This window comes from Blastococcus sp. URHD0036 (assembly GCF_000701365.1).
GTDB lineage: Bacteria > Actinomycetota > Actinomycetes > Mycobacteriales > Geodermatophilaceae > Trujillonella.
Genome location: NZ_KL370778.1, coordinates 104,104 through 122,425, shown reverse-complemented (window position 1 = coordinate 122,425; position 18,322 = coordinate 104,104). Strand labels below are relative to the sequence as shown.

General features: G+C 74.7%; 20 protein-coding genes and 1 riboswitch. Of the genes, 15 read left to right on the top strand and 5 right to left on the bottom strand.

Annotated elements, in window-relative coordinates:
* Positions 1-44: 44 nt before the first annotated feature.
* The 4 genes from N555_RS0124335 to N555_RS0124320 all read left to right on the top strand — a co-directional run bounded on the left by N555_RS0124335 (position 45) and on the right by N555_RS0124320 (position 3,276).
* On the top strand, positions 45-1,196 hold the full coding sequence (locus N555_RS0124335) for an amidohydrolase family protein (RefSeq protein ID WP_029434092.1): 1,152 nt from the start codon (positions 45-47) through the stop codon (positions 1,194-1,196).
* Between the two features lie 14 nt (positions 1,197-1,210).
* A complete protein-coding gene (locus N555_RS0124330; protein WP_029434091.1) occupies positions 1,211-1,606 on the top strand; it encodes a Rieske (2Fe-2S) protein in 396 nt (131 codons plus the stop codon).
* A 126-nt stretch (positions 1,607-1,732) separates the two neighbouring features.
* Complete coding sequence (locus N555_RS0124325) at positions 1,733-3,031, top strand: NADH-ubiquinone oxidoreductase-F iron-sulfur binding region domain-containing protein (protein ID WP_029434090.1); 1,299 nt, start codon at positions 1,733-1,735, stop codon at positions 3,029-3,031.
* Positions 3,032-3,051: 20 nt separating this feature from the next.
* On the top strand, positions 3,052-3,276 hold the full coding sequence (locus N555_RS0124320) for a ferredoxin (RefSeq protein WP_029434089.1): 225 nt from the start codon (positions 3,052-3,054) through the stop codon (positions 3,274-3,276).
* Positions 3,277-3,291: 15 nt separating this feature from the next.
* Here the strand turns inward: N555_RS0124320 and N555_RS0124315 are convergent, their stop codons facing one another.
* The gene (locus tag N555_RS0124315; protein WP_029434088.1) at positions 3,292-4,998 is read right to left on the bottom strand and encodes a glycoside hydrolase family 13 protein; all 1,707 of its coding nucleotides are present in this window, start codon (positions 4,996-4,998) and stop codon (positions 3,292-3,294) included.
* Between the two features lie 121 nt (positions 4,999-5,119).
* On the opposite strand from N555_RS0124315, the gene N555_RS0124310 reads away from it, so the two are divergent.
* From N555_RS0124310 to N555_RS0124295, 4 genes are all read left to right on the top strand, one after another.
* Positions 5,120-6,472: an MFS transporter gene (locus tag N555_RS0124310; protein ID WP_081866467.1), complete on the top strand. Its 1,353-nt coding sequence runs from the start codon at positions 5,120-5,122 to the stop codon at positions 6,470-6,472.
* Positions 6,460-6,837, top strand: a complete 378-nt coding sequence (locus N555_RS0124305; protein ID WP_029434086.1) for an FKBP-type peptidyl-prolyl cis-trans isomerase — start codon at positions 6,460-6,462, stop codon at positions 6,835-6,837. Before N555_RS0124310 ends, N555_RS0124305 begins: the two co-directional genes overlap by 13 nt.
* A 97-nt stretch (positions 6,838-6,934) precedes the next feature.
* On the top strand, positions 6,935-7,993 hold the full coding sequence (locus N555_RS0124300) for a cation diffusion facilitator family transporter (protein ID WP_034512389.1): 1,059 nt from the start codon (positions 6,935-6,937) through the stop codon (positions 7,991-7,993).
* A gap of 28 nt (positions 7,994-8,021) precedes the next feature.
* Positions 8,022-8,714 (top strand): DsbA family oxidoreductase, encoded by a 693-nt coding sequence (locus N555_RS0124295; RefSeq protein WP_029434084.1) that lies wholly within the window; start codon positions 8,022-8,024, stop codon positions 8,712-8,714.
* 38 nt (positions 8,715-8,752) lie between these two features.
* Here N555_RS0124295 and N555_RS0124290 read toward each other — a convergent pair whose 3' ends face one another.
* Complete coding sequence (locus N555_RS0124290; protein ID WP_231503142.1) at positions 8,753-9,025, bottom strand: hypothetical protein; 273 nt, start codon at positions 9,023-9,025, stop codon at positions 8,753-8,755.
* 73 nt (positions 9,026-9,098) lie between these two features.
* Between N555_RS0124290 and N555_RS0124285 the strand changes: the two genes are divergently transcribed.
* The 6 genes from N555_RS0124285 (at position 9,099) to N555_RS0124260 (ending at position 14,219) form a co-directional block, all read left to right on the top strand.
* Complete coding sequence (locus tag N555_RS0124285) at positions 9,099-9,428, top strand: ArsR/SmtB family transcription factor (RefSeq protein ID WP_029434082.1); 330 nt, start codon at positions 9,099-9,101, stop codon at positions 9,426-9,428.
* Positions 9,425-9,925 (top strand): SRPBCC family protein, encoded by a 501-nt coding sequence (locus N555_RS0124280; protein ID WP_029434081.1) that lies wholly within the window; start codon positions 9,425-9,427, stop codon positions 9,923-9,925. Before N555_RS0124285 ends, N555_RS0124280 begins: the two co-directional genes overlap by 4 nt.
* A gap of 114 nt (positions 9,926-10,039) precedes the next feature.
* On the top strand, positions 10,040-11,251 hold the full coding sequence (locus N555_RS0124275; RefSeq protein ID WP_231503140.1) for an MFS transporter: 1,212 nt from the start codon (positions 10,040-10,042) through the stop codon (positions 11,249-11,251).
* Positions 11,248-11,658 (top strand): rhodanese-like domain-containing protein, encoded by a 411-nt coding sequence (locus tag N555_RS0124270; RefSeq protein WP_029434079.1) that lies wholly within the window; start codon positions 11,248-11,250, stop codon positions 11,656-11,658. The genes N555_RS0124275 and N555_RS0124270 overlap by 4 nt, the downstream gene beginning before the upstream one ends.
* Positions 11,659-11,670: 12 nt before the next feature.
* The gene (locus N555_RS0124265; RefSeq protein ID WP_051684436.1) at positions 11,671-13,548 is read left to right on the top strand and encodes a right-handed parallel beta-helix repeat-containing protein; all 1,878 of its coding nucleotides are present in this window, start codon (positions 11,671-11,673) and stop codon (positions 13,546-13,548) included.
* On the top strand, positions 13,545-14,219 hold the full coding sequence (locus tag N555_RS0124260; protein WP_029434077.1) for an acVLRF1 family peptidyl-tRNA hydrolase: 675 nt from the start codon (positions 13,545-13,547) through the stop codon (positions 14,217-14,219). Before N555_RS0124265 ends, N555_RS0124260 begins: the two co-directional genes overlap by 4 nt.
* A 39-nt stretch (positions 14,220-14,258) precedes the next feature.
* Here N555_RS0124260 and N555_RS0124255 read toward each other — a convergent pair whose 3' ends face one another.
* Together N555_RS0124255 and N555_RS0124250 are read right to left on the bottom strand one after the other, a co-directional pair.
* Positions 14,259-15,269, bottom strand: coding sequence for a zinc-binding dehydrogenase (locus N555_RS0124255; protein WP_029434076.1), 1,011 nt, complete (start codon positions 15,267-15,269; stop codon positions 14,259-14,261).
* A 29-nt stretch (positions 15,270-15,298) separates the two neighbouring features.
* Positions 15,299-16,249 carry a YhjD/YihY/BrkB family envelope integrity protein gene (locus N555_RS0124250; protein WP_081866466.1) on the bottom strand — a complete coding sequence of 317 codons (951 nt, stop codon included), beginning with the start codon at positions 16,247-16,249 and terminating at the stop codon, positions 15,299-15,301.
* A gap of 276 nt (positions 16,250-16,525) precedes the next feature.
* Positions 16,526-16,671: riboswitch (cyclic di-AMP (ydaO/yuaA leader) on the top strand.
* A 15-nt stretch (positions 16,672-16,686) separates the two neighbouring features.
* On the opposite strand from N555_RS0124250, the gene N555_RS0124245 reads away from it, so the two are divergent.
* A complete protein-coding gene (locus tag N555_RS0124245) occupies positions 16,687-17,775 on the top strand; it encodes a C40 family peptidase (protein WP_029434074.1) in 1,089 nt (362 codons plus the stop codon).
* Here the strand turns inward: N555_RS0124245 and N555_RS0124240 are convergent.
* Positions 17,745-18,305, bottom strand: a complete 561-nt coding sequence (locus N555_RS0124240; RefSeq protein ID WP_034512383.1) for a hypothetical protein — start codon at positions 18,303-18,305, stop codon at positions 17,745-17,747. The genes N555_RS0124245 and N555_RS0124240 overlap by 31 nt on opposite strands.
* Positions 18,306-18,322 lie beyond the last annotated feature (17 nt).

The window sequence follows — 18,322 nt, the reverse complement described above, 5'->3', positions numbered from 1 at the left end:
CTCGCTCCCCCCGACCCGTCCGGCAGCGACGAGAGGAACCCGGCATGACCATCGAGATGCAGCGTCCGAAGGAAGCCTCGCAGGAGATGACGGAGGTGCGGGTCGTCGACAGCGACATCCACCCCACCCCGAAGCGGGGTGAGCTCACCCCGTTCCTGCCGGCGAAGTTCCGCAGCCTGTTCGAGAACCGCGCCACCGGCGCGGGCAGCCCGGTCTACTACGACGCGCCGGACTTCGCGCACTCGTTCGCGATGCGCACCGACTCGTTCCCGAGCGACGGCAACTTCGCCGGGTCCGACCCCGACCTGATGTTCCGTCAGGTGATCATGGAGGCCGGCTGCGACCTGCTGATCCTCGGCCCGCTCAACGGCGGCGGTCAGACGGACGAGGAGCACCACGCGGTCACCCAGGCCACCAACCTGTGGCAGGACGCGTGCTGGCTCGACAGCGAGCACAACTGGCACGGGCGCTACCGCGGGTCGATCGTCGCCGCGATGGAGGCCCCCGAGGCCGCCGCCCGCGAGATCGAGCACTGGGCCGGCCACCCGATGATGAGCCAGGTGCTGATCGGCGCCGAGCTGCGGCCCGCGTGGGGCGACCCGCGGTACGACCCGGTCTGGGAGGCCGCGACCCGCAACGGCCTGCCGGTGGCCTGCCACCTGGGCCGCGGGCAGCACAACGAGCTGCCGATGTCGCCGGTCGGCTTCATGACCTACAACCACGACCTGATGGTCAGCTACTCGATGCTGGCCGCGAACCAGGTCATGAGCCTGATCTTCGACGGCGTCTTCGACCGCTTCCCGGACCTGCAGATCGTCTTCATCGAGCACGCCTTCAACTGGCTGCTGCCGCTGATGTGGCGGATGGACGCCATCCACGCCAAGCGCGGCCCGGAGAACGGCCTGAAGCGGAAGCCGTCGGAGTACGTCAAGGACCACATCTGGTGCACGACGCAGCCGCTGGACATGCCCGAGGACAAGCTCGAGTTCACCCGCTCGCTGGAGTGGATGGAGGCCGACAAGGTCCTGCTGTTCTCGTCGGACTACCCGCACTGGACCTTCGACGACCCGCAGTGGGTGCGCAAGCACCTGCCCCTGCACATGCAGGACAAGATCATGTACCAGAACGCGCTGCAGGTCTTCAAGAACCTGCCCGAGACCGTCCCGGCGCTGCCCGGGCAGAAGCGGGCCCAGTAGTGGAGGAACGGGGCGTGCGGGAGCGCACGACCGTACGGACCCCGCTCGCGCGGGGGCGGGAACACGTGGTGGCGACGGTCGAGGAGATCCCGCCGGGCGAGCACAAGGTCGTCCCGATCGGGCGCTGGGGGGTGGGCGTCTACAACGTCGACGGCCGCTTCTACGCGATCGCCAACTACTGCCCGCACGAGGGCGGCCCGCTGTGCTCCGGCCGGACGCACGGCGTGACCGTCGTCGACCCGGAGGTGCCCGGCGGGGCGGCGGAGTCCCGGGCCGGCGAGTTCATCTACTGCCCCTGGCACCAGTGGGGGTTCGAGCTCGCGACCGGCACCACCGCGGTGAAGCCGGAGTGGAGCATCCGCACCTACCCGGTGCGGGTGCAGGGCTCCGACGTCATCGTCACGGCCTGAACTCCCGCGGCCTGATCCGCACGGCCGCACCGGCCGGCGGGCGCGATCCCGCGCCCGCCGGCCGACGGTCCTCGTCCGTACCGAACCGTTCCGGCGTGCCCGGATGACCCCGGAGGTCCCCGCACCATGAGCCTGGCGACAGACGCGCCGGCCACCGCCACGGTGGCCGCCTATCCCGGGGTCGAGGGGCGGCTGCTGCGCGCGGGCGGCCGGGAGGACCTCGCCGCCTACCGGGCCACCGGCGGCTACGCGGCCGTCGAGGACCTGGAGCGGCTGCTCGACGAGGTGGACGAGGCGGGTGTGCGCGGCCGCGGCGGCGCCGCGTTCCCGATCGCCCGCAAGATCCGGACGGTCCGCGACGGCCGCGGTGTGCCGGTGGCCGTGGCCAACGGCGAGGAGGGCGAGCCCGCCTCGGTCAAGGACCGCTGGCTGCTGCGCACCCGCCCGCACCTGGTGCTCGACGGGCTGCGGCTCGCCGCGCTCATGGTCGCCGCGGACGAGGTGCACGTGTACGTCTCCGACCCCGAGGCGGCGGCCAGTGTCACGGCCGCGGTCCAGGAGCTGCGCGGCGCCGGCGTATGGGACGCCGAGGTGGGCGTCACCGTCGTGGAGCCGACCTACGTGGCCGGCGAGGAGACCGCGGCCGTGCAGGCGATCGACGGCGGCCCCGCCCTGCCGACCGACAAGCCGCCGCGGCCCTTCGAGGAGGGCGTGAAGGGCCGGCCCACGCTGATCAACAACGTGGAGACCCTGGCCAACCTCCCGCTGGTGCAGCGCCTCGGCGCCACCGGCTACCGCGAGCTCGGCACCGTGGCCTCGACGGGCACCTTCCTGCTGACGCTGAGCGGCTGCGCCTCGACGGGGCTGTACGAGGTGCCGTTCGGCGTGACGCTGACCGAGGTGCTCACCTGGCTGGGCGAGGACCCGGCGCAGGTCGACGGCGTCCTGATGGGCGGCTACTTCGCCGGCGTCCTGGGCCGGCACGTCCTCGACGCCTCGCTGGAGTACGACGCGATCAAGGCGCTGCACAGCGGCCTGGGCTGCGGGGCGGTCGCCGTGCTGTCGTCCGGCACCTGCGCCGTCGAGGTGTCGGCCGCGGTCATGGCGTACTTCGCCCGCGAGAACGCCGGCCAGTGCGGCTCCTGCTTCAACGGCACCGCGGCGATGAGCGCGGTGCTGGAGGCGCTGCGCGACCACCGCGCCGAGGCCGACGACGTCGAGCGGCTGACGAACTGGTCGGTCAAGCTCCGCGGACGCGGGGCCTGCGGCACGCTCGACGGGGCCACGAACGTCGCGGCCGCCGTGCTGCGCGAGTTCCCCGAGGCCGTCAGCACCCACCTGGACGGCACCTGCGCCACCTGCGCCCCGGTCGAGGGCCGGCCTCTGGCCCGGGCGCCGTTCGCCGTCGCCGTGCCGGCCGCCTGACGTCCGACGAGGAGACCGACGTGAAGATCAAGCTCGACCGGACCAAGTGCGACGGCTTCGGCGCGTGCGCCAAGTGGGCGCCGGAGACCTTCGACCTCGACGAGTGGGGGTACGTGTCGCTCACCCACTCCGGCAACGTGCCGCCCGAGCAGGAGGACGGCGTGCGCCGCGCCCTGCTCGACTGCCCGGTGCACGCGATCACCGAGCTGCACACCGTCGTCGAGGACGCCGCCGGGGTCCGCTGACCCCGATCTCGTCGGTCAGGGCAGCCGCAGGACCCGGGCCTCCCAGGCGCGGAGCTCCGGGCCGGCGTCGGCCAGGTTGCCCAGCACGAGCTCGGCGCCGGGCGCCTCGGGCAGCAGGCCGGCCAGGTCGTGCGGTGTCGCCGACAGGTTGCAGACGACGACCAGCGACTCGCCGTCCAGCGATCGGGTGAAGGCGTACACCTCGTCGTGGTCGGGGAGCAGCATCGTGAAGTCCCCGACCGCCACCACGGGCGAGGTGTGCCGCAGCTCGATCAGCCGCACGTGGTGGGCGAACACCGAGGCCGGATCCGTGTACTGGGCCGCGGCGTTCCACTCCGTGTGGTCGGGGTTGACCCCGATCCACGGCGTCCCGGTGGTGAAGCCGGCGTTCGGCGAGGCGTCCCACTGCACCGGGGTGCGGGCGTTGTCCCGGCTGGCCACGCGCAGCGCAGCCAGCACCTCGGCCGCGTCCGCCCCGGCGGAGACCGCGTGCACGGAGTGGTTGAGCGACTCGACGTCCCGGAAGTCGGCGAGCGTGGGGAGCGGCGCGTTCGCCATCCCGAGCTCCTCGCCCTGGTAGACGTACGGCGTCCCCCGGTGCAGGTGCAGCAGGGTGGCCAGGCAGGTCGCGGAGTCCCGGCGGTACCGCGGTGAGTCGTCGCCGAAGCGGGAGACGGCGCGCGGCTGGTCGTGGTTGTCCCAGTAGAGGGAGTTCCAGCCCACCTCCGCCAGACCGGCCTGCCAGCGGCCGAACGAGGCCTTGAGGTCGCGCATCCGCAGCGGGTGCACGTCCCACTTCGACGTCCCGTGGTCGAGCCCGACGTGCTCGAACTGGAACACCATGTCCACCTCGGCGCGGGCCGGGTCGGTGAACAGCCGGGCCTGCTCCACGGTGACGCCGGGCATCTCGCCGACGGTGAGGAAGGCGCCGTCGCGCCCGGCGAACACCTCGCGGTGCATCTCCTGCAGGAACTCGTGGATGCGGGGGCCGCAGAGGTAGGACGCCGACCCGTCGCCCCACGCCGAGCCCGGCAGCGGCGGCCCGTCGGGCAGCGAGCCGTCCGGGGCGACGTCCTTGCTGAGCATGTTGATGACGTCCATGCGGAAACCGTCGACCCCGCGGTCGAGCCACCACCGCATCATCGCGTACACCGCCTGCCTGACCTGGGGGTTCTCCCAGTTGAGGTCGGGCTGGCGGCGGTCGAACAGGTGGAGGTAGTACTCGCCGCTCGCCTCGTCGAGCTCCCACGTCGGGCCGGAGAAGAACGACTGCCAGTTGGTCGGCTCGGCGCCCGGCGCGCCGGCGGCCATGCCCGGCCGCGGCGGCCGCCACCAGTACCAGTCCCGCTTGGGGTTCGTCGGCGACGACCGCGACTCGAGGAACCACGGGTGCTGGTCGCTGGTGTGGTTGACCACCAGGTCCATGAGCAGCGTGATGCCGCGGGCGTGCAGCTCGGTGACCAGCCGGTCGAAGGTCGCGAGGTCGCCGAACAGGGGGTCGATGCCCTGGTAGTCGCTGATGTCGTAGCCGTTGTCGGCCTGCGGCGAGGGGTACACCGGCGACAGCCAGAGGACGTCGACGCCGAGCGCGGTCAGGTGGTCCAGCCGCTGGAGGACGCCGCCGAGGTCGCCGATGCCGTCGCCGTCGGAGTCCATGAACGACCGCGGGTAGACCTGGTAGACGACGGCCCGCGTCCACCACGGGGCCTCTTCGGGGAGCACCCGCCCAGCCCAGCACGAGCGGCCGCGCGGCGCACCCGCGGCCGGAAAACCGCGCGACCGGCCTTCCGCCCCGGGAGACGATGGGCGCCCGACGAGCACGCGGACGAGGAGGACGGCGGCCATGGCCACCCTGCCGCGGGCGCTGGCACCGCTGCGCGCCCGGAGCTACCGGCTGCTCGCCGGGTCGCTGGCCCTGTCGCTGTTCGGCCAGGGGATGTGGGCGATCGCCCTGGTGTGGCAGGTCGTCGAGCTGGGTGCCGGGCCCGCCGTCCTCGGCCTGGTCGCCGGCGCCAGTGCCGCCGGCATGCTGGTCAGCACGCTGCTCGGCGGCGCCCTGGCCGACCGGGTGCCGCAACGGCGGATCCTGTTCGCCTGCGAGTTGCTGCAGGTCTCCGCCGTCGGCACGGTCGCGGTGCTGTCGCTGGCCGGGGTGCTGAGCTCGTGGCAGCTGGCTCTGGCCTCGCTGCTGTCCGGCATGGGGGTGGGGCTGTACTACCCGGCCTACTCGGCGCTGGTGCCCGGGCTGCTGCCGGCCGACCAGCTTCTCGCGGCCAACGGCTTGGAGGGCGTCGTCCGGCCGCTCCTGGCCCAGGCGGGGGGGCCGGCGGCCGCCGGCTTCGTCGTCGCCGCGACCTCCCCCGGCACCGCCCTGGCCGCCACCGCCGTGGTCTCGCTGCTGGCCGCCGTCCTCGTGCGGGCGCTGCCGCCCACCCCGGTGCGCCGCGAACTGGCCGAGGGGACGGGGCTGCTCGCCGACGTCCGCGAGGGATTCGTCTACATGGTCCGGACGCCGTGGCTGCTGGCGACGCTGCTGTTCGCCGCGGCGATGGTGCTGGTCTTCATCGGCCCGTTCGAGGTGCTGGTGCCCTACGTCGTCGCCGACGGCGGCGGTGGGCCGGCGCAGCACGCCTGGGTGCTGGCGGCCTTCGGCATCGGCGGCGCGGTCGGCTCGCTGGTCGTCGCCTCGCTGCGGCTGCCGCGGCGCTACCTGACGCTGATGAACCTGCTGTGGGGGCTCGGCTGCGTTCCCCTGGTCGTGTTCGGCGCCTCTCCCGCGCTGTGGCTGATGATCGCGGCTGCCGGCGTCATGGGTGCGACGTTCCAGGCGGCCGCGGTCATCTGGGGCACCCTGCTGCAGCGGCGGGTGCCCCCGGCCCTGCTCGGCCGGGTCTCCAGCCTCGACTTCTTCACCTCGCTGAGCCTCATGCCGCTGTCGATGGCCCTGGCCGGCACGGTCAGCGAGGCCATCGGGACGACGGCGACCTTCCTGGTCGCCGGCCTGGCGCCGCCGGTCATGGCCGTCGTCGCCGTCGTCGCCGCCCGGCTGCCGGCCGACGAGCTGGCGCACCCGCTCGACGTCGGCCCGGACGGGGAGGAGGCGGCCGTCGGGGAGCCGGCCCCGGCCGGCGCTGCTTGGATGGACCGCGGCGCCGGGACCTCCCCGGTGCAGGAGGGAGAACCGTGGCCGAGCTGACCAGACCGGACGTCGACCCACCCACCGGTCCCGCCCCGGCGGACCTGGTGATCGAGGACATCGTCGTCGGCGACGGTCCCGAGGCCAAGGCGGGCGACCTGATCAGCGCCCACTACGTGGGCGTGACCCACGACGCCGGCGAGACCTTCGACGCCTCCTGGGACCGCGGCGACCCGCTGGAGTTCCGCCTCGGCGTCGGCATGGTCATCCAGGGCTGGGACGAGGGCATGCAGGGGATGCGCGTCGGCGGCCGCCGCCGGCTGACCATCCCGGCGCACAAGGCCTACGGCGACCGCGGGGCCGGCGGCGTCATCAAGCCGGGCGCGACGCTCGTCTTCGTGGTGGACCTCGTCGGCGTCCGCTAGCCGCTGCACCGTCGCCGAGCCGCCCGGTGCCCGCACCGGGCGGCTCAGGCCTCGGCGTGGTGCATGACCGGCCGCCCGGAGGGGCACCCCCGCGGCCATGACCGACCCGTCGCCCGCCCCCGAGCACACCTTGATCGCCGAGGCGCAGCGCTCCGAGGCGGGGAGCTCCGGAGCGGAGCAGCCCGAGGCGAGCGGGAAGGGCGGCGCGGAGTCCGGCGGTGAGTCGACCGCCACGGTCGTCGTCGCCGGGCTGGCCAACCTCGGCATCGCGATCGCCAAGCTGATCGGCGGCCTGATCAGCCACTCCTCGGCGATGCTGTCGGAGGCCGCGCACTCGCTCGCCGACACCATCACCGAGGTGCTGCTGTTCGTCGCGCTGAAGCGTGGCGACAAGGCCCCCGACGAGAAGCACCCGATCGGCTACGGGCGGGAGACCTACTTCTGGGCACTGCTCGCCTGCCTGGCCACCTTCACCCTCGGCGCCGGGTTCTCCTTCTACCAGGGCGCCGAGACGATCCTGGAGGGCGAGGAGCAGGGCGACCCGAAGATCGCCTACATCGTCCTCGGCATCTCCTTCGTGCTCGAGGGCGCGTCCTGGCTGAAGGCGGTCCGGCAGGTCCGCAGCGCCGCCCGCAAGTGGGGGACGACGCCCCGCCGCTACCTGGCCGAGACCAGCGACACCACGGTCAAGGCGGTCACCTTCGAGGACTCCGCCGCGCTCGTCGGCCTGGTGCTCGCCGCGCTCGGGCTGGGGATGGAGCAGATCACCGGCGACCCGGTGTGGGACGGCGTCGCGGCGATCCTCATCGGGTTCCTGCTGCTGCTCGTCGCGACCGTGCTGGCCCGCGCCAACGTGTCGCTGCTCATCGGCCAGTCGGTGCCCGAGCGGCTGCGCGAGGAGCTGCGGTCGGAGATCGAGGCCCTGCCCCAGGTCGTCGCCGTCCCGGTGCTGCTGACCACCGTCCTCGGCCCCGGGCAGATCGCCGTCATGGCCAAGGTGGACTTCTCCGACGAGGTGACGGTCGCCGACATCGAGCGGGCCTCCGACGAGGCCGAGCAGCGGCTGGTGGGCCGGCACGAGGGCGTCCGGTACGTCTTCCTGGACCCGACCCCCGGCGACGGGCGGGCGCGGGCGCAGGTGCACCGGCCGGAATGACGGCGGCGGAGCCGTCGTTGGCCGCGGCGTGCGCGTAGAGGTGTGGAGCGACGTCGTCTGTCCGTGGTGCTACATCGGCAAGCGGAGGCTGGAGACCGCGCTCGAGCGGTTCGGCCACCGGGACGACGTCGAGGTCGTGTGGCGGTCCTTCCAGCTCGACCCGTCGGTGCCCGAGGGGGAGACCCACGCGACGCTGCCGGCCCTGGCGGCGAAGTACGGGCGCAGCGTCGAGGAGATGCGCGGCACCATGCGGCACGTCGAGGAGACCGCTGCCGGCGAGGGCCTGCGCTACGACCTCGCCAACGGCGTCAGCGGCAACACGCTGCTGGCCCACGAGCTGCTGCACCTGGCCGCCGAGCGCGGGGTGCAGGACACGGCGAAGGAGCGGCTGCTGCACGCCCACTTCGAGGAGGGCCGCTCGGTCTTCGACGTCGACTCGCTCGCCGCGCTCGGGGCCGAGGTGGGCCTGGACGAGGACGAGGTCCGCGCGGCGCTGGCCGACCACCGGTTCCGGCCGGCCGTGGAGGAGGACATCGCCACGGCCCGGGCCCTCGGGGCGACCGGCGTGCCCTTCTTCGTGGTGGACCGGCGCTACGGCGCGTCCGGCGCCCAGCCGGCCGAGCTGCTCCTGCAGGTGCTGGAGAAGGCGTGGGCCGACGCGCAGCCCCTGCAGACCGTCCCCGCAGCCGAGGGCTGCGAGGACGGCAGCTGCGCGGTCTAGATCGTCACGGGAGCCGCGACGGACCGATCCGTCGCGGGCTAGGAGACGCCGCCGGCTGTCGTCCCACCGCCGGTCAGCGGGCCGCCGACGACGTCCTCGTCACTCTCGCCCTCGACGAGGCCGCCGGTGACGTCCGCGCCGCCGGCGTCGTCGGCCGGGGTGCGGCCGGTCGTCAGTTCGTCCTCGCCGGTCGATGCCGGGTCGTCGGCGGCCGAGGCGAGGTCGTCGCCTTGGCCGTTCGCGCCGGGGTCGGCCTGCAGCGTCCGCGGGTCGTTGAGCGGGTCGGGCACGTCGGGATCGGTGACGGTCATGCCCGGACCGTTCCCGAGCTCGCGCGACCGCAACCCTGGCCAGATGCGTAACTCGTGTGTTACGCATTCTCCCGTGGAGGCGCTGACGGCACTCGCCGACCCGATCCGGCGGGAGATCGTCGCCCTGCTGGCGGGGGGCGAGGTCTCGGCGGGGGAGCTGGCCCGGCGGTTCCCGGTCAGCCGGCCGGCCGTCAGCCGGCACCTGCGCGTGCTGCGCGAGGTGGGCCTCGTGCAGGCGCGGGTCGAGGGCCGCCGGCACCTCTACGCGCTCGACCCGGCGCCGCTGCGCGAGCTCGACGCCTGGCTGGAGCCCTACCGCGACCTGTGGGCGCAGCGGCTGGACGCACTGGACACCGAGATCGCCCGCGGACGGCGGGCGGCCCCCGAGGAGGGACCCCGATGACGGCAACCGAACGCCGCGGCGAGATCAGCACCGACGCCGACGGCCGGCGGCGGCTGGTCTTCCGCCGCTCCTGGCCGGACCCCGCGGCCGCCGTGTGGGCGGCGCTGACCGAGCCGGACCGCTCGGCGCGCTGGATCGGCCACTACGACGGTGAGCGGCACCCGGGCGCGGAGGGTCCGTTCACCATGACCGCCGAGGAGGGTTCGCCGGTCGGGCAGGTGCGCATCGTGGAGTGCGCGCCGCCGCACCGGCTGGTCCTGCAGTACCTCGACGAGATGGCCTGGCGGATCGAGGTGGAGCTCACCGAGGACGGCGGGACGACGACGCTCGTCTTCACCCAGGTGCTGCCCGACGACACCGGAGTCGCCGACATCGCCACCGGCTGGCACTGGTACCTGGACCGGCTCGACGCGGTCCTCACCGGAGCGGATCTGCCGCCGGAGTGGGACGCCTTCGTGGCCGTCGTCGGCCCGCAGTACGCCGCGCCCGGGGACTGAGCGACTTCCGGCTCCGTTCCGTCCGGCAGGTCCGGCGTCGGCCCGCCTCCCTGGCGCAGGTGGGTTAGCGTGGCTGCGGTCCTCTGCCCCCGAAGACGACGGGCTCCTGCGCTGGTGTCTCCCTACCTGCACGTCCTGCGGACCCCGCACGCGGTGCCGATGGTGCTGGCTGCGTTCATCGGCCGCCTCCCCCTGTCGATGGTGGGCCTCGGCTCGGTGCTGCTGGTGGCCTCCGAGACCGGTTCCTACGGCTTCGGCGGAGCGGTGGCCGCCGCCGGTGCCGTGACCACCGCGGTGGCCGGCCCGCTGCTCGGCCGGCTGGCCGACACGGTCGGCCAGCGCCGCACGCTGCTGCCCGTCACGCTGGTCTTCGCCGCGTCGGGCGTCGGCTTCCTCGCCGCGGTGAAGGACGACTGGCCCACGTGGACCGTCTTCCTCTTCGCCGGTCTCGGGGGCGCCTGCATCCCGCCGGTCTCCTCGATGATCCGGGTGCGCTGGACGCACCTGCTGCGCGGCACCAGCCGGTTGCCGGCGGCGCTGGCGATGGAGTCCGTCGTCGACGAGTTCGTCTTCATCGTCGGCCCGGTCCTCGTCACGTTCCTCTCCACGACCGGGCACGCCACGTCGGGTGTCGTGACCGCGTTCGTCCTGGCCGTCGTCGGCAGTGTGCTGTTCGCCGCCCAGCGCCGCACCGAGCCCCCGCCGCACGGGCACGCGAGCCGCAACGGTCCGGCGGCGATCCGCACGCCGGGGATCCGGGTGCTGTTCGTCGTCGGGGCCGCGGTGGGCGCGATCCTCGGCACGCTGGAGATCGCCCTCGTGGCGTTCGCCGACGAGGTCGACGCGATGTCGCTGTCCGGCGTGCTGATCGCCGGGCTGGCCGTCGGCTCGATGACCAGCGGCATCGGCTGGGGGACCGTGTGCTGGCGCACCCCGCTCAACCGCCGGCTCGCCGTCGTGCTGGTCGCTCTGACCGTGCTGATCGTCCCGCTGCTGCTGATCGGTGACGTGTGGGTCATGCTGCCGTTCGTGGTCGTGGCCGGGATCTCGCTGTCGCCGTCGCTGATCAGCTCCTTCACGCTGGCCGAGCTGCTCGTGCCGAAGTCGGCGACCACCGAGGCGTTCACCTGGATCGGGACGGCGCTGGGGCTGGGGGTCGCCGTGGGCGCCTCGCTCGCCGGCCTGGTGGTCGACGAGTTCGGCGCCAACGCCGCGTTCCTCGTCGCGATCGTCCCGGCGGGGCTCGCGGCCCTGGTCGTGGCCGCGTTCCAGCACCTGCTGGTGGTGCCGGCCGAGAACGCCGACGCCGAGGCGGTGATGGCATGAGCGCCGCGGAGAAGCCGGCCGGTGCCCGCACGATCGACGAACTGCTCGCCGAGGCGCGCAGCCGCCTGCGCCGGGTGGAGCCGCAGGAGGCCGCCGAGCGCGCGGAGCACGGCGCGGTGCTGGTCGACACCCGCCCCGCGTCGTTCCGCGACCGCGACGGCGCCATCCCCGGCGCCCTCGTGATCGAGCGCAACCACCTCGAGTGGCGGTTCGACCCCGCCAGCGACGCGAAGGTGCCCGAGGCGACCGGCTACGACGTCGAGGTCGTCGTCTTCTGCGACGAGGGCTACTCCTCCAGCCTCGCCGCCGACTCCCTGCGGGCCCTCGGCCTGCACCGCGCCACCGACGTGATCGGCGGCTTCCAGGCGTGGAAGGCGGCCGGCCTGCCGGTCATCAGCGGCGACTGAGCCCCGGCCGCCATGCCCGCCCCGCGCGCCGCGTCGCCGTCCCGGCGGGGCCGGCTCCTCGTCGTCCTGGCGGTGCTGGCCGTCGCGGCCCTCCTCGTCGGGCTCCTGGCCGGCCGTGGCGGGTCGGGGGAGGCGGCATCAGACCCGGGCCCCGCCGCCCCGCCGTCCGTCCCCGCCGCGCCACCGCCGGACGTGCCCGACCTCCGGCCCGCCCTCGCGGCGGGCGCGGCTCCGCCGGGCAGCCGGACCGACCCGGTGCCGCCCGCCGCGGTGCACGTCTCGCCGTCCGGCGACGACGCCGCGGCCGGCACCCGCGCGGCTCCCCTCCGCACCGCCGCGCGGGCGGTCGAGGCCGCCCCGGACGGCGGTACGGTCGTGCTGCACGCGGGGAGCTACCACGAGCGGATCGACCTGCCCGAGGGCCGCGCGCTCACCCTGCAGCCGGCGCCGGGGGACGAGGTCTGGTTCGACGGCACCCGCGAGGTGACCGGCTGGGTCGCCGACGGGCCGGTGTGGCGGTTCGACGGCTGGACGGCAGAGTTCGACAGCAGCCCCACCTACACCCGCGGCGCGCCCGACAACACCGAGCCGGGGTTCCGCTTCGTCGACCCCGCCCACCCCCTGGCCGCGCACCCGGACATGCTGTTCGTCGACGGCGTGGCCCAGCAGCAGGTCGCCACCCGCGCCGAGGTCGTGCCGGGGACCTTCGCCGTCGACGACGCCCGCGACCGGCTGTGGCTGGGCACCGACCCGGCCGGCCGCGCGGTGCGGGCCAGCGACCTCGACGTCGCCCTGACCGTGCTCGGGGCGGGCAGCACCGTGCGCGGCATCGGGTTCCGGGGGTACGCGACGTCGGTGCCGCAGAAGGGCACGGTGCGCGTGATCGCCCCGGACGTGACCGTCGAGGACGTCGTCGTGCAGGACAACGCCACCCAGGGCCTGTTCGTCGGCGGGCGCGACCAGGGGGAGGACGTCGTCGTCCGCGCCGTGACCCTGGAGCGCAACGGGCTGATCGGCATGGAGTCCTCCTATGCCGACGGGCTGGTCGTCGAGCGGCTGCGGGCGGTCGGCAACAACACCGAGCGGTTCAACGCCGCACCCGTCTCCGGCGGGGCGAAGCTGACCCGGGCCCGCGGGCTGACCGTGCGCGACAGCGTGTTCGCCGACAACCTCGGCACGGGGCTGTGGTTCGACGAGTCGGTGTTCGGTGCGACGGTCACCGGCAACGACGTCCTGCGCAACACCTCGAACGGCATCGCCTACGAGATCTCCAGCCAGGCGGTGCTCGCCGACAACCTGGTCGTGGAAAACGGCCGCACCGGGATCAAGATCAACGACGCGTCGGGGGTGGAGGTGTGGGCGAACACGGTCGTCGGCAACGGCGAACGGCCGCTGTGGGTGGTGCAGGACGAGCGGGTGGCCACCGACCTCGACGTCCCCGGCCACGACCCCCGCCAGGAGCTGCCCGACCCGACGGTGACCTGGGTGCTCGGTCCGGTGACGGTCGCCGACAACGTCATCGGCGGCGGCGAGACCACCGGCTGCCTGATCTGTGCGCAGGACGGCGCGCTGCGGCGGACGGCCGGTGAGATCGGGCTGACCGTCTCCGGCAACGCCTACCTGCTGCCCGGCCCGGACACCCCGGTCGCGGTCGTCACCTGGCCCGAGGGCGGCGCCGCTCCCGTGGCCTACCCGACGGTCGCGGCGTTCCGGGCGGCGACCGGGCAGGAGGTGACCGGCGTGGAGTACCCCGCGGCGGTCCTCGCCGGCGCGACCGTCGTCCCCGAGCTGCTCGCCGCGCAGGACGTCGTCGCGGTCGGGCTGCCCGGCGCCGTCGCCGAGCTGCTCGGATTGCCGGCCGGCACCCGGCGGCTGGGCGCCCGGCCGTGAGCCGGTCGCGGCCCGCCGCCGGGGGCGGGCGCCGGCTCGGGGTGGCCCCGGAGCGGCTGGGCCGGTGGCTCGACGGCGTCGCCGAGCGGCACGGCCCGTTCACCGACGTGCACCCCGACGGCGACGGGCTGGCGGTGACCTGCGCCGACGGGACCGCGGTCGTCCTGCGCGCGCCGTTCGGCTGGACGCCCGGGCCGCCGCTGCTGGCCTCGTTCACCGCCGAGGCCGGCCGGCCGCGCCGGGTGGCGGTCGTGCTGGTCCGCCGCGGCCGGTGGGCGGTCGGGGTGTTCGACGGGACGGCGCTCGTCGTGTCCAAGGTGGACAGCCGGCTGGTGCAGGGCCGGACGGCGGCCGGTGGCTGGTCGCAGCAGCGGTTCGCCCGCCGCCGGGACAACCAGACCGCCGCCGTGGTGGCCTCGGCCGCCGACACGGCCGCGCGGGTGCTGCTACCGCACGCGGCCGGCCTCGACGCGCTGGCGCCCGGTGGCGACCGCGGGCTGGTCGACGACGTGCTGACCGACCCCCGGCTGCGCCGTCTGGCCGACCTGCCCCGGCTCGCCCCGGTGGAGGTCGGCGAGCCCACCAAGGCGGTGCTCCTGCAGACGCCCGCCCTGTTCCGCGCGGTCGACGTCCACATCACCGAACCCGGCGAGGCCCCTCCCGGGCACTAGTGCGGTTCTGCACGGTGCAGAACCGCCATTCCGCACGGCTCAGGGCTGCAACACGAGGCGGATGGGGTTGCCCTCCTTGCGCTCGAGCTGCGCCACCCCCTGTGCCGCGTCGGCCAGCGGCAGGGTGCCGGAGATCGACCGGGAGAGGTCCAGCCGGCCGTGCCGGACGAGGCGCACGAGCTGCTCGACGTGCTCGGGGTCGGAGCCGTAGTGGCCGAGGAGCCGCTGCCCGAAGTAGCTGAACTGCGTGCCGTTGCGGATGGTCAGCGGCTGGTCGGTGAGGCCGACGAGCACCAGCCCGCCGTCCCGCTCGAGACAGCGCACGGCCTGCTCGCGGACGGCGGCGACCCCGGCGAAGTCGAACGCGTACGCCAGGCCCGCGCCGCCGGTGAGCTCGCGGATCCGCGCCGCGACGTCGTCGGCGGGGTCCAGGGCGAGGTCGGCGCCGAAGGCCAGCGCTCGCTCGCGGGCGCCCTCCACCGGGTCGACGGCGACGATCGGCGCGGCCCCGGCCAGCCGCAGCAGCTGCACCGCGTGCGCGCCGAGGCCGCCGATGCCCCACACGCCCACCGGCTGGCCGGCGCGGACCCCGGCGGTGCGCACGATCGACGCCCACGGCGTGGAGACGGCGTCGGGGACGATGCAGGCCTGCTCGAAGGGCATGTCGTCGGGGATCGGCACGAGCGTGGGCACGGTGGCGATCGCGTACTCGGCCCAGCCGCCGTCGTAGTCGACGCCGCGGGTGTGGATCCAGCCGCCGATCTCCTCCCCGGCCTGCAGGGTCACCCGCCGGCCGACGTCCGTCCCCGTGACGCCGTCGCCGAGTTCGGCGACCTCGCCGGCGACCTCGTGCCCGAGGGTCACCTCGTCGCCCGCGAGGAACAGCGGGTTGAGCTCGCCGGAGATCAGGTGGACGTCGGACAGGCAGATCCCGGCCGCGCGGACGCGGATCAGCACCTCACCCGGGCCGGGGGAGGGGCGGGGGACCTCACGGACGGCGAACTCCTTGGTGCGCACGTTCAGCCGGCCGGCCAGCATCGTGTCTGTCATTCCCTGCCCGTCCCCCGCACGGGCCGCCGTCACACGCCGATCCAGCCGTCTCGCCTTGCTGCGAGGCGGTCGTCGAGCGCCTGGGTCGCCAGCCAGCCGCCCAGCAGGACCAGGTGCAGCAGGAACAGCCAGAGGCCCAGGGCGACGGCCGCGCCCACCGCGGTCAGGCCGCCGAACGGTGCGCCGAGGTCCAGCGGCAGGGACAGGAACAGGACGAAGCCCTGGAGGAAGCCGGACAGGCAGGCCGCGGTGAACAGGGACCCGCACACCAGTGCCGGCCAGCGCAGCCGGTCGGCCGCGACGACCCGGTAGCCCCACACCAGCGGCACGGTGAGGACGAAGAGCACCGAGTAGTAGCCGAGCGCGAAGCGGCCCACGGCCGGTCCGGCGCCGGCGCGGTCGGTGAGGTCGGCCATCCCGGCGGCGGCCAGCAGCAGCGGGTAGAGCAGCAGCGGGGTGACGACGACGAGGGGCAGGGCCAGCAACCGGCCGCGCCAGCCGGTGAGGGTGTCGCGGGATCCGCTGAAGCGCAGCAGCGCCCGGCGCAGCCCCTCGCCGTAGAGCGAGAGCGGGAGCAGGGCGAGCAGCAGACCGAACAGGTCCATGCCGAGGCCGGCGTCGACGAGGTCGCGGACCACGCCCGGGGCGCCCAGCTGTTCCGGCAGGAGCCCGGCGAGCCGGCCGGTCAGCCGGGAGACCTCGTCGGCTCCGACGAGTGCTCCGGTGAGCCGGATCGCCACCAGCAGCAGCGGGACGACGGCGATGGCGGCGTAGAAGGTCAGCCCCGCCGCGATCAGGGCGAGGTCGCGGCCGCGGAGTCTGCCCCGGATCGACGCCGCGAGGTAGCGGACCTCGGTGCCGAGCCGCGCGCGCGACCAGGCGGTGCCGCGCGGGGGTGGTGCAGCGGTGCCGCTCAGCCGTCGAACTCCTGCTCGACGAGCGGGCGGGCCACTGCCCGCCGGGGAATCCGCATGGGTCATGGGTGCGCGGTGGACCGCACCGGCAAACACGTGCGGGGCGTGCAGCGCGTGGCGAGCGTCACGAGCGGATGCACCCGGGCGTCGTCGGCGGGCCCGGGACGTCCGCGCTGGTCAGAACCGAGCCCCCCGGTCACGGACAGTCGCGCCACGGGGTCGGTTGCTCACGGTGAGCGAACGAATTACACGCTGGTGATTGTCACGCCCCCATAACGGCCCTTACGGTCTGTGTGTCCGATGGGGCACAGCGTCACCGGCCTGGGTGACACCCCACGGACGCCGTCGAACCGGCCGACCCTTCGGGGGACGCCGGACCGGGGACCCACCGAAGTCCCGGGGTGCAGTGCCCGCGGTCCGCCGCGAGCACCGGGCGAACTCCCGCCCGAACCCGTCAGCTAACCCGGTAGGCGGCCGTTGGAGAAAGAGAGATCCGCCTGACCATGGCGTCCCACGCCCGCGCCTTCCCCGCGCGTCCGCACCGACTCCGCCGGGCGGTGCTCCTGGTCTCCTCCGTCGCCGTGGCCCTGGGGGTCGGCCTGGTCCCCGGACCGGCCGCCGCCGAGGGGCCGGCCACCGCGGCCGAGGCCGCCGAGCTCATGGCCGCCCGTGGGCACGAGCTGGAGACGGTCACCGAGCAGTTCAACGAGGCCCGCGAGGAGCTCGCGGCGCTGCAGGCCCAGGCCGCCGCGGCGACCGCCGCTGCCGACGCGGCGCAGGCCCAGGTCGCGGCCGCCCAGCAGCAGGTGCGCGGCGTCGCCCGCAGCGCGTGGACCGGCCAGAGCGGCGGATCGCTGCAGGCGCTGCTGACCAGCGACTCGGCCGACGAGTTCATCGGCCTGGTGAGCGCCTACGAGCTGGTCGCCGACCACCAGAACGGCATCCTGACCGCCGCCGTCGGCGCGAGCGAGACCGCGGCCACCGCCCGGACCGCTGCCGACCTGGCCGCCGCCCAGGCACAGCAGACCTACGACGCCGTCGCCGCCCAGCAGGCCGCGCTCGAGGCCGAGATCGCCACCTACCGGGCCGACTTCGACCGGCTCACCGCCGCGGAGAAGCAGGCCGCACTCGCCGCCTCGGCCGCGGCGCACGCCGAGACCACCGCCAGCCGGGCCGAGCGCCCCGAGCCCGTGGCCGACGAGGAGGAGACGCCGTCGGCTCCCGTCGTCGGCGGCACCGGAGCGGCGCAGACCGCGATCGCCACCGCCATGGCGCAGCGTGGCAAGCCCTACGTCTGGGCCGCGGGCGGACCGGGCTCCTTCGACTGCTCGGGCCTGACGCAGTACGCCTTCCGGGCCGCCGGGATCAGCCTCCCGCACTCCAGCCGGCTGCAGTCCCAGATGGGCCAGGCGGTCTCCCGGGCGAACCTCCAGCCCGGTGACCTGGTGTTCTTCTACAGCCCGGTGAGCCACGTCGGCATCTACATCGGCAACGGCCAGATGGTGCACGCGCCCACCTCGGGCGACGTCGTCAAGGTCGGGTCGATCGACTCGATGGGTGGCTACGCCGGAGCACGGCGCATCGCCGGCTGATCCCGGACCTCCTGCAGCAGGCCCCACACGAAGCGGGCCCGGCGGCCGTCGGGCAGTTCGACCTCCCAGTGCGCCGCCGTCCCCGGGTCGGCGTGGCTGGTGCCGGGCACGGCCGCGACGTCGTCCACCACGTGCTGCCAGGTGAGCAGCCGGTCGGCCGAGGCCCTCGGCACGCCGGACCCCGGGCCCCGCACGAGCTGCTCGTCCAGCACCTCGCCGCCGGGGGCGGTGACCACCCGCCAGCGCAGCTGCGGCCAGAGCGGGAGCGGCCACTGCCGCAGCTCCAGCACCAGGTCGCCGTGCGGGCGGGCCACGCAGGTGTCCGGCGGTCCCAGCACCGCCGTCCGCAGCGCCAGGCCGCGCGGGGCGCGGGGGCTGTGGTGCAGCGCCTGCCACCGGGTGTGCGCCGCGTTCGCCTGGGCCCGGGTCGCCGACAGCTTCGGCAGGGCCTCGGCCACCAGGTCGGGGCGGACGTCGGCCATGCGGCGCAGCAGCACGAGGCAGAACTCCCGCCGGGCCAGCCCTCGCACGCCGCCGACGATGCCAC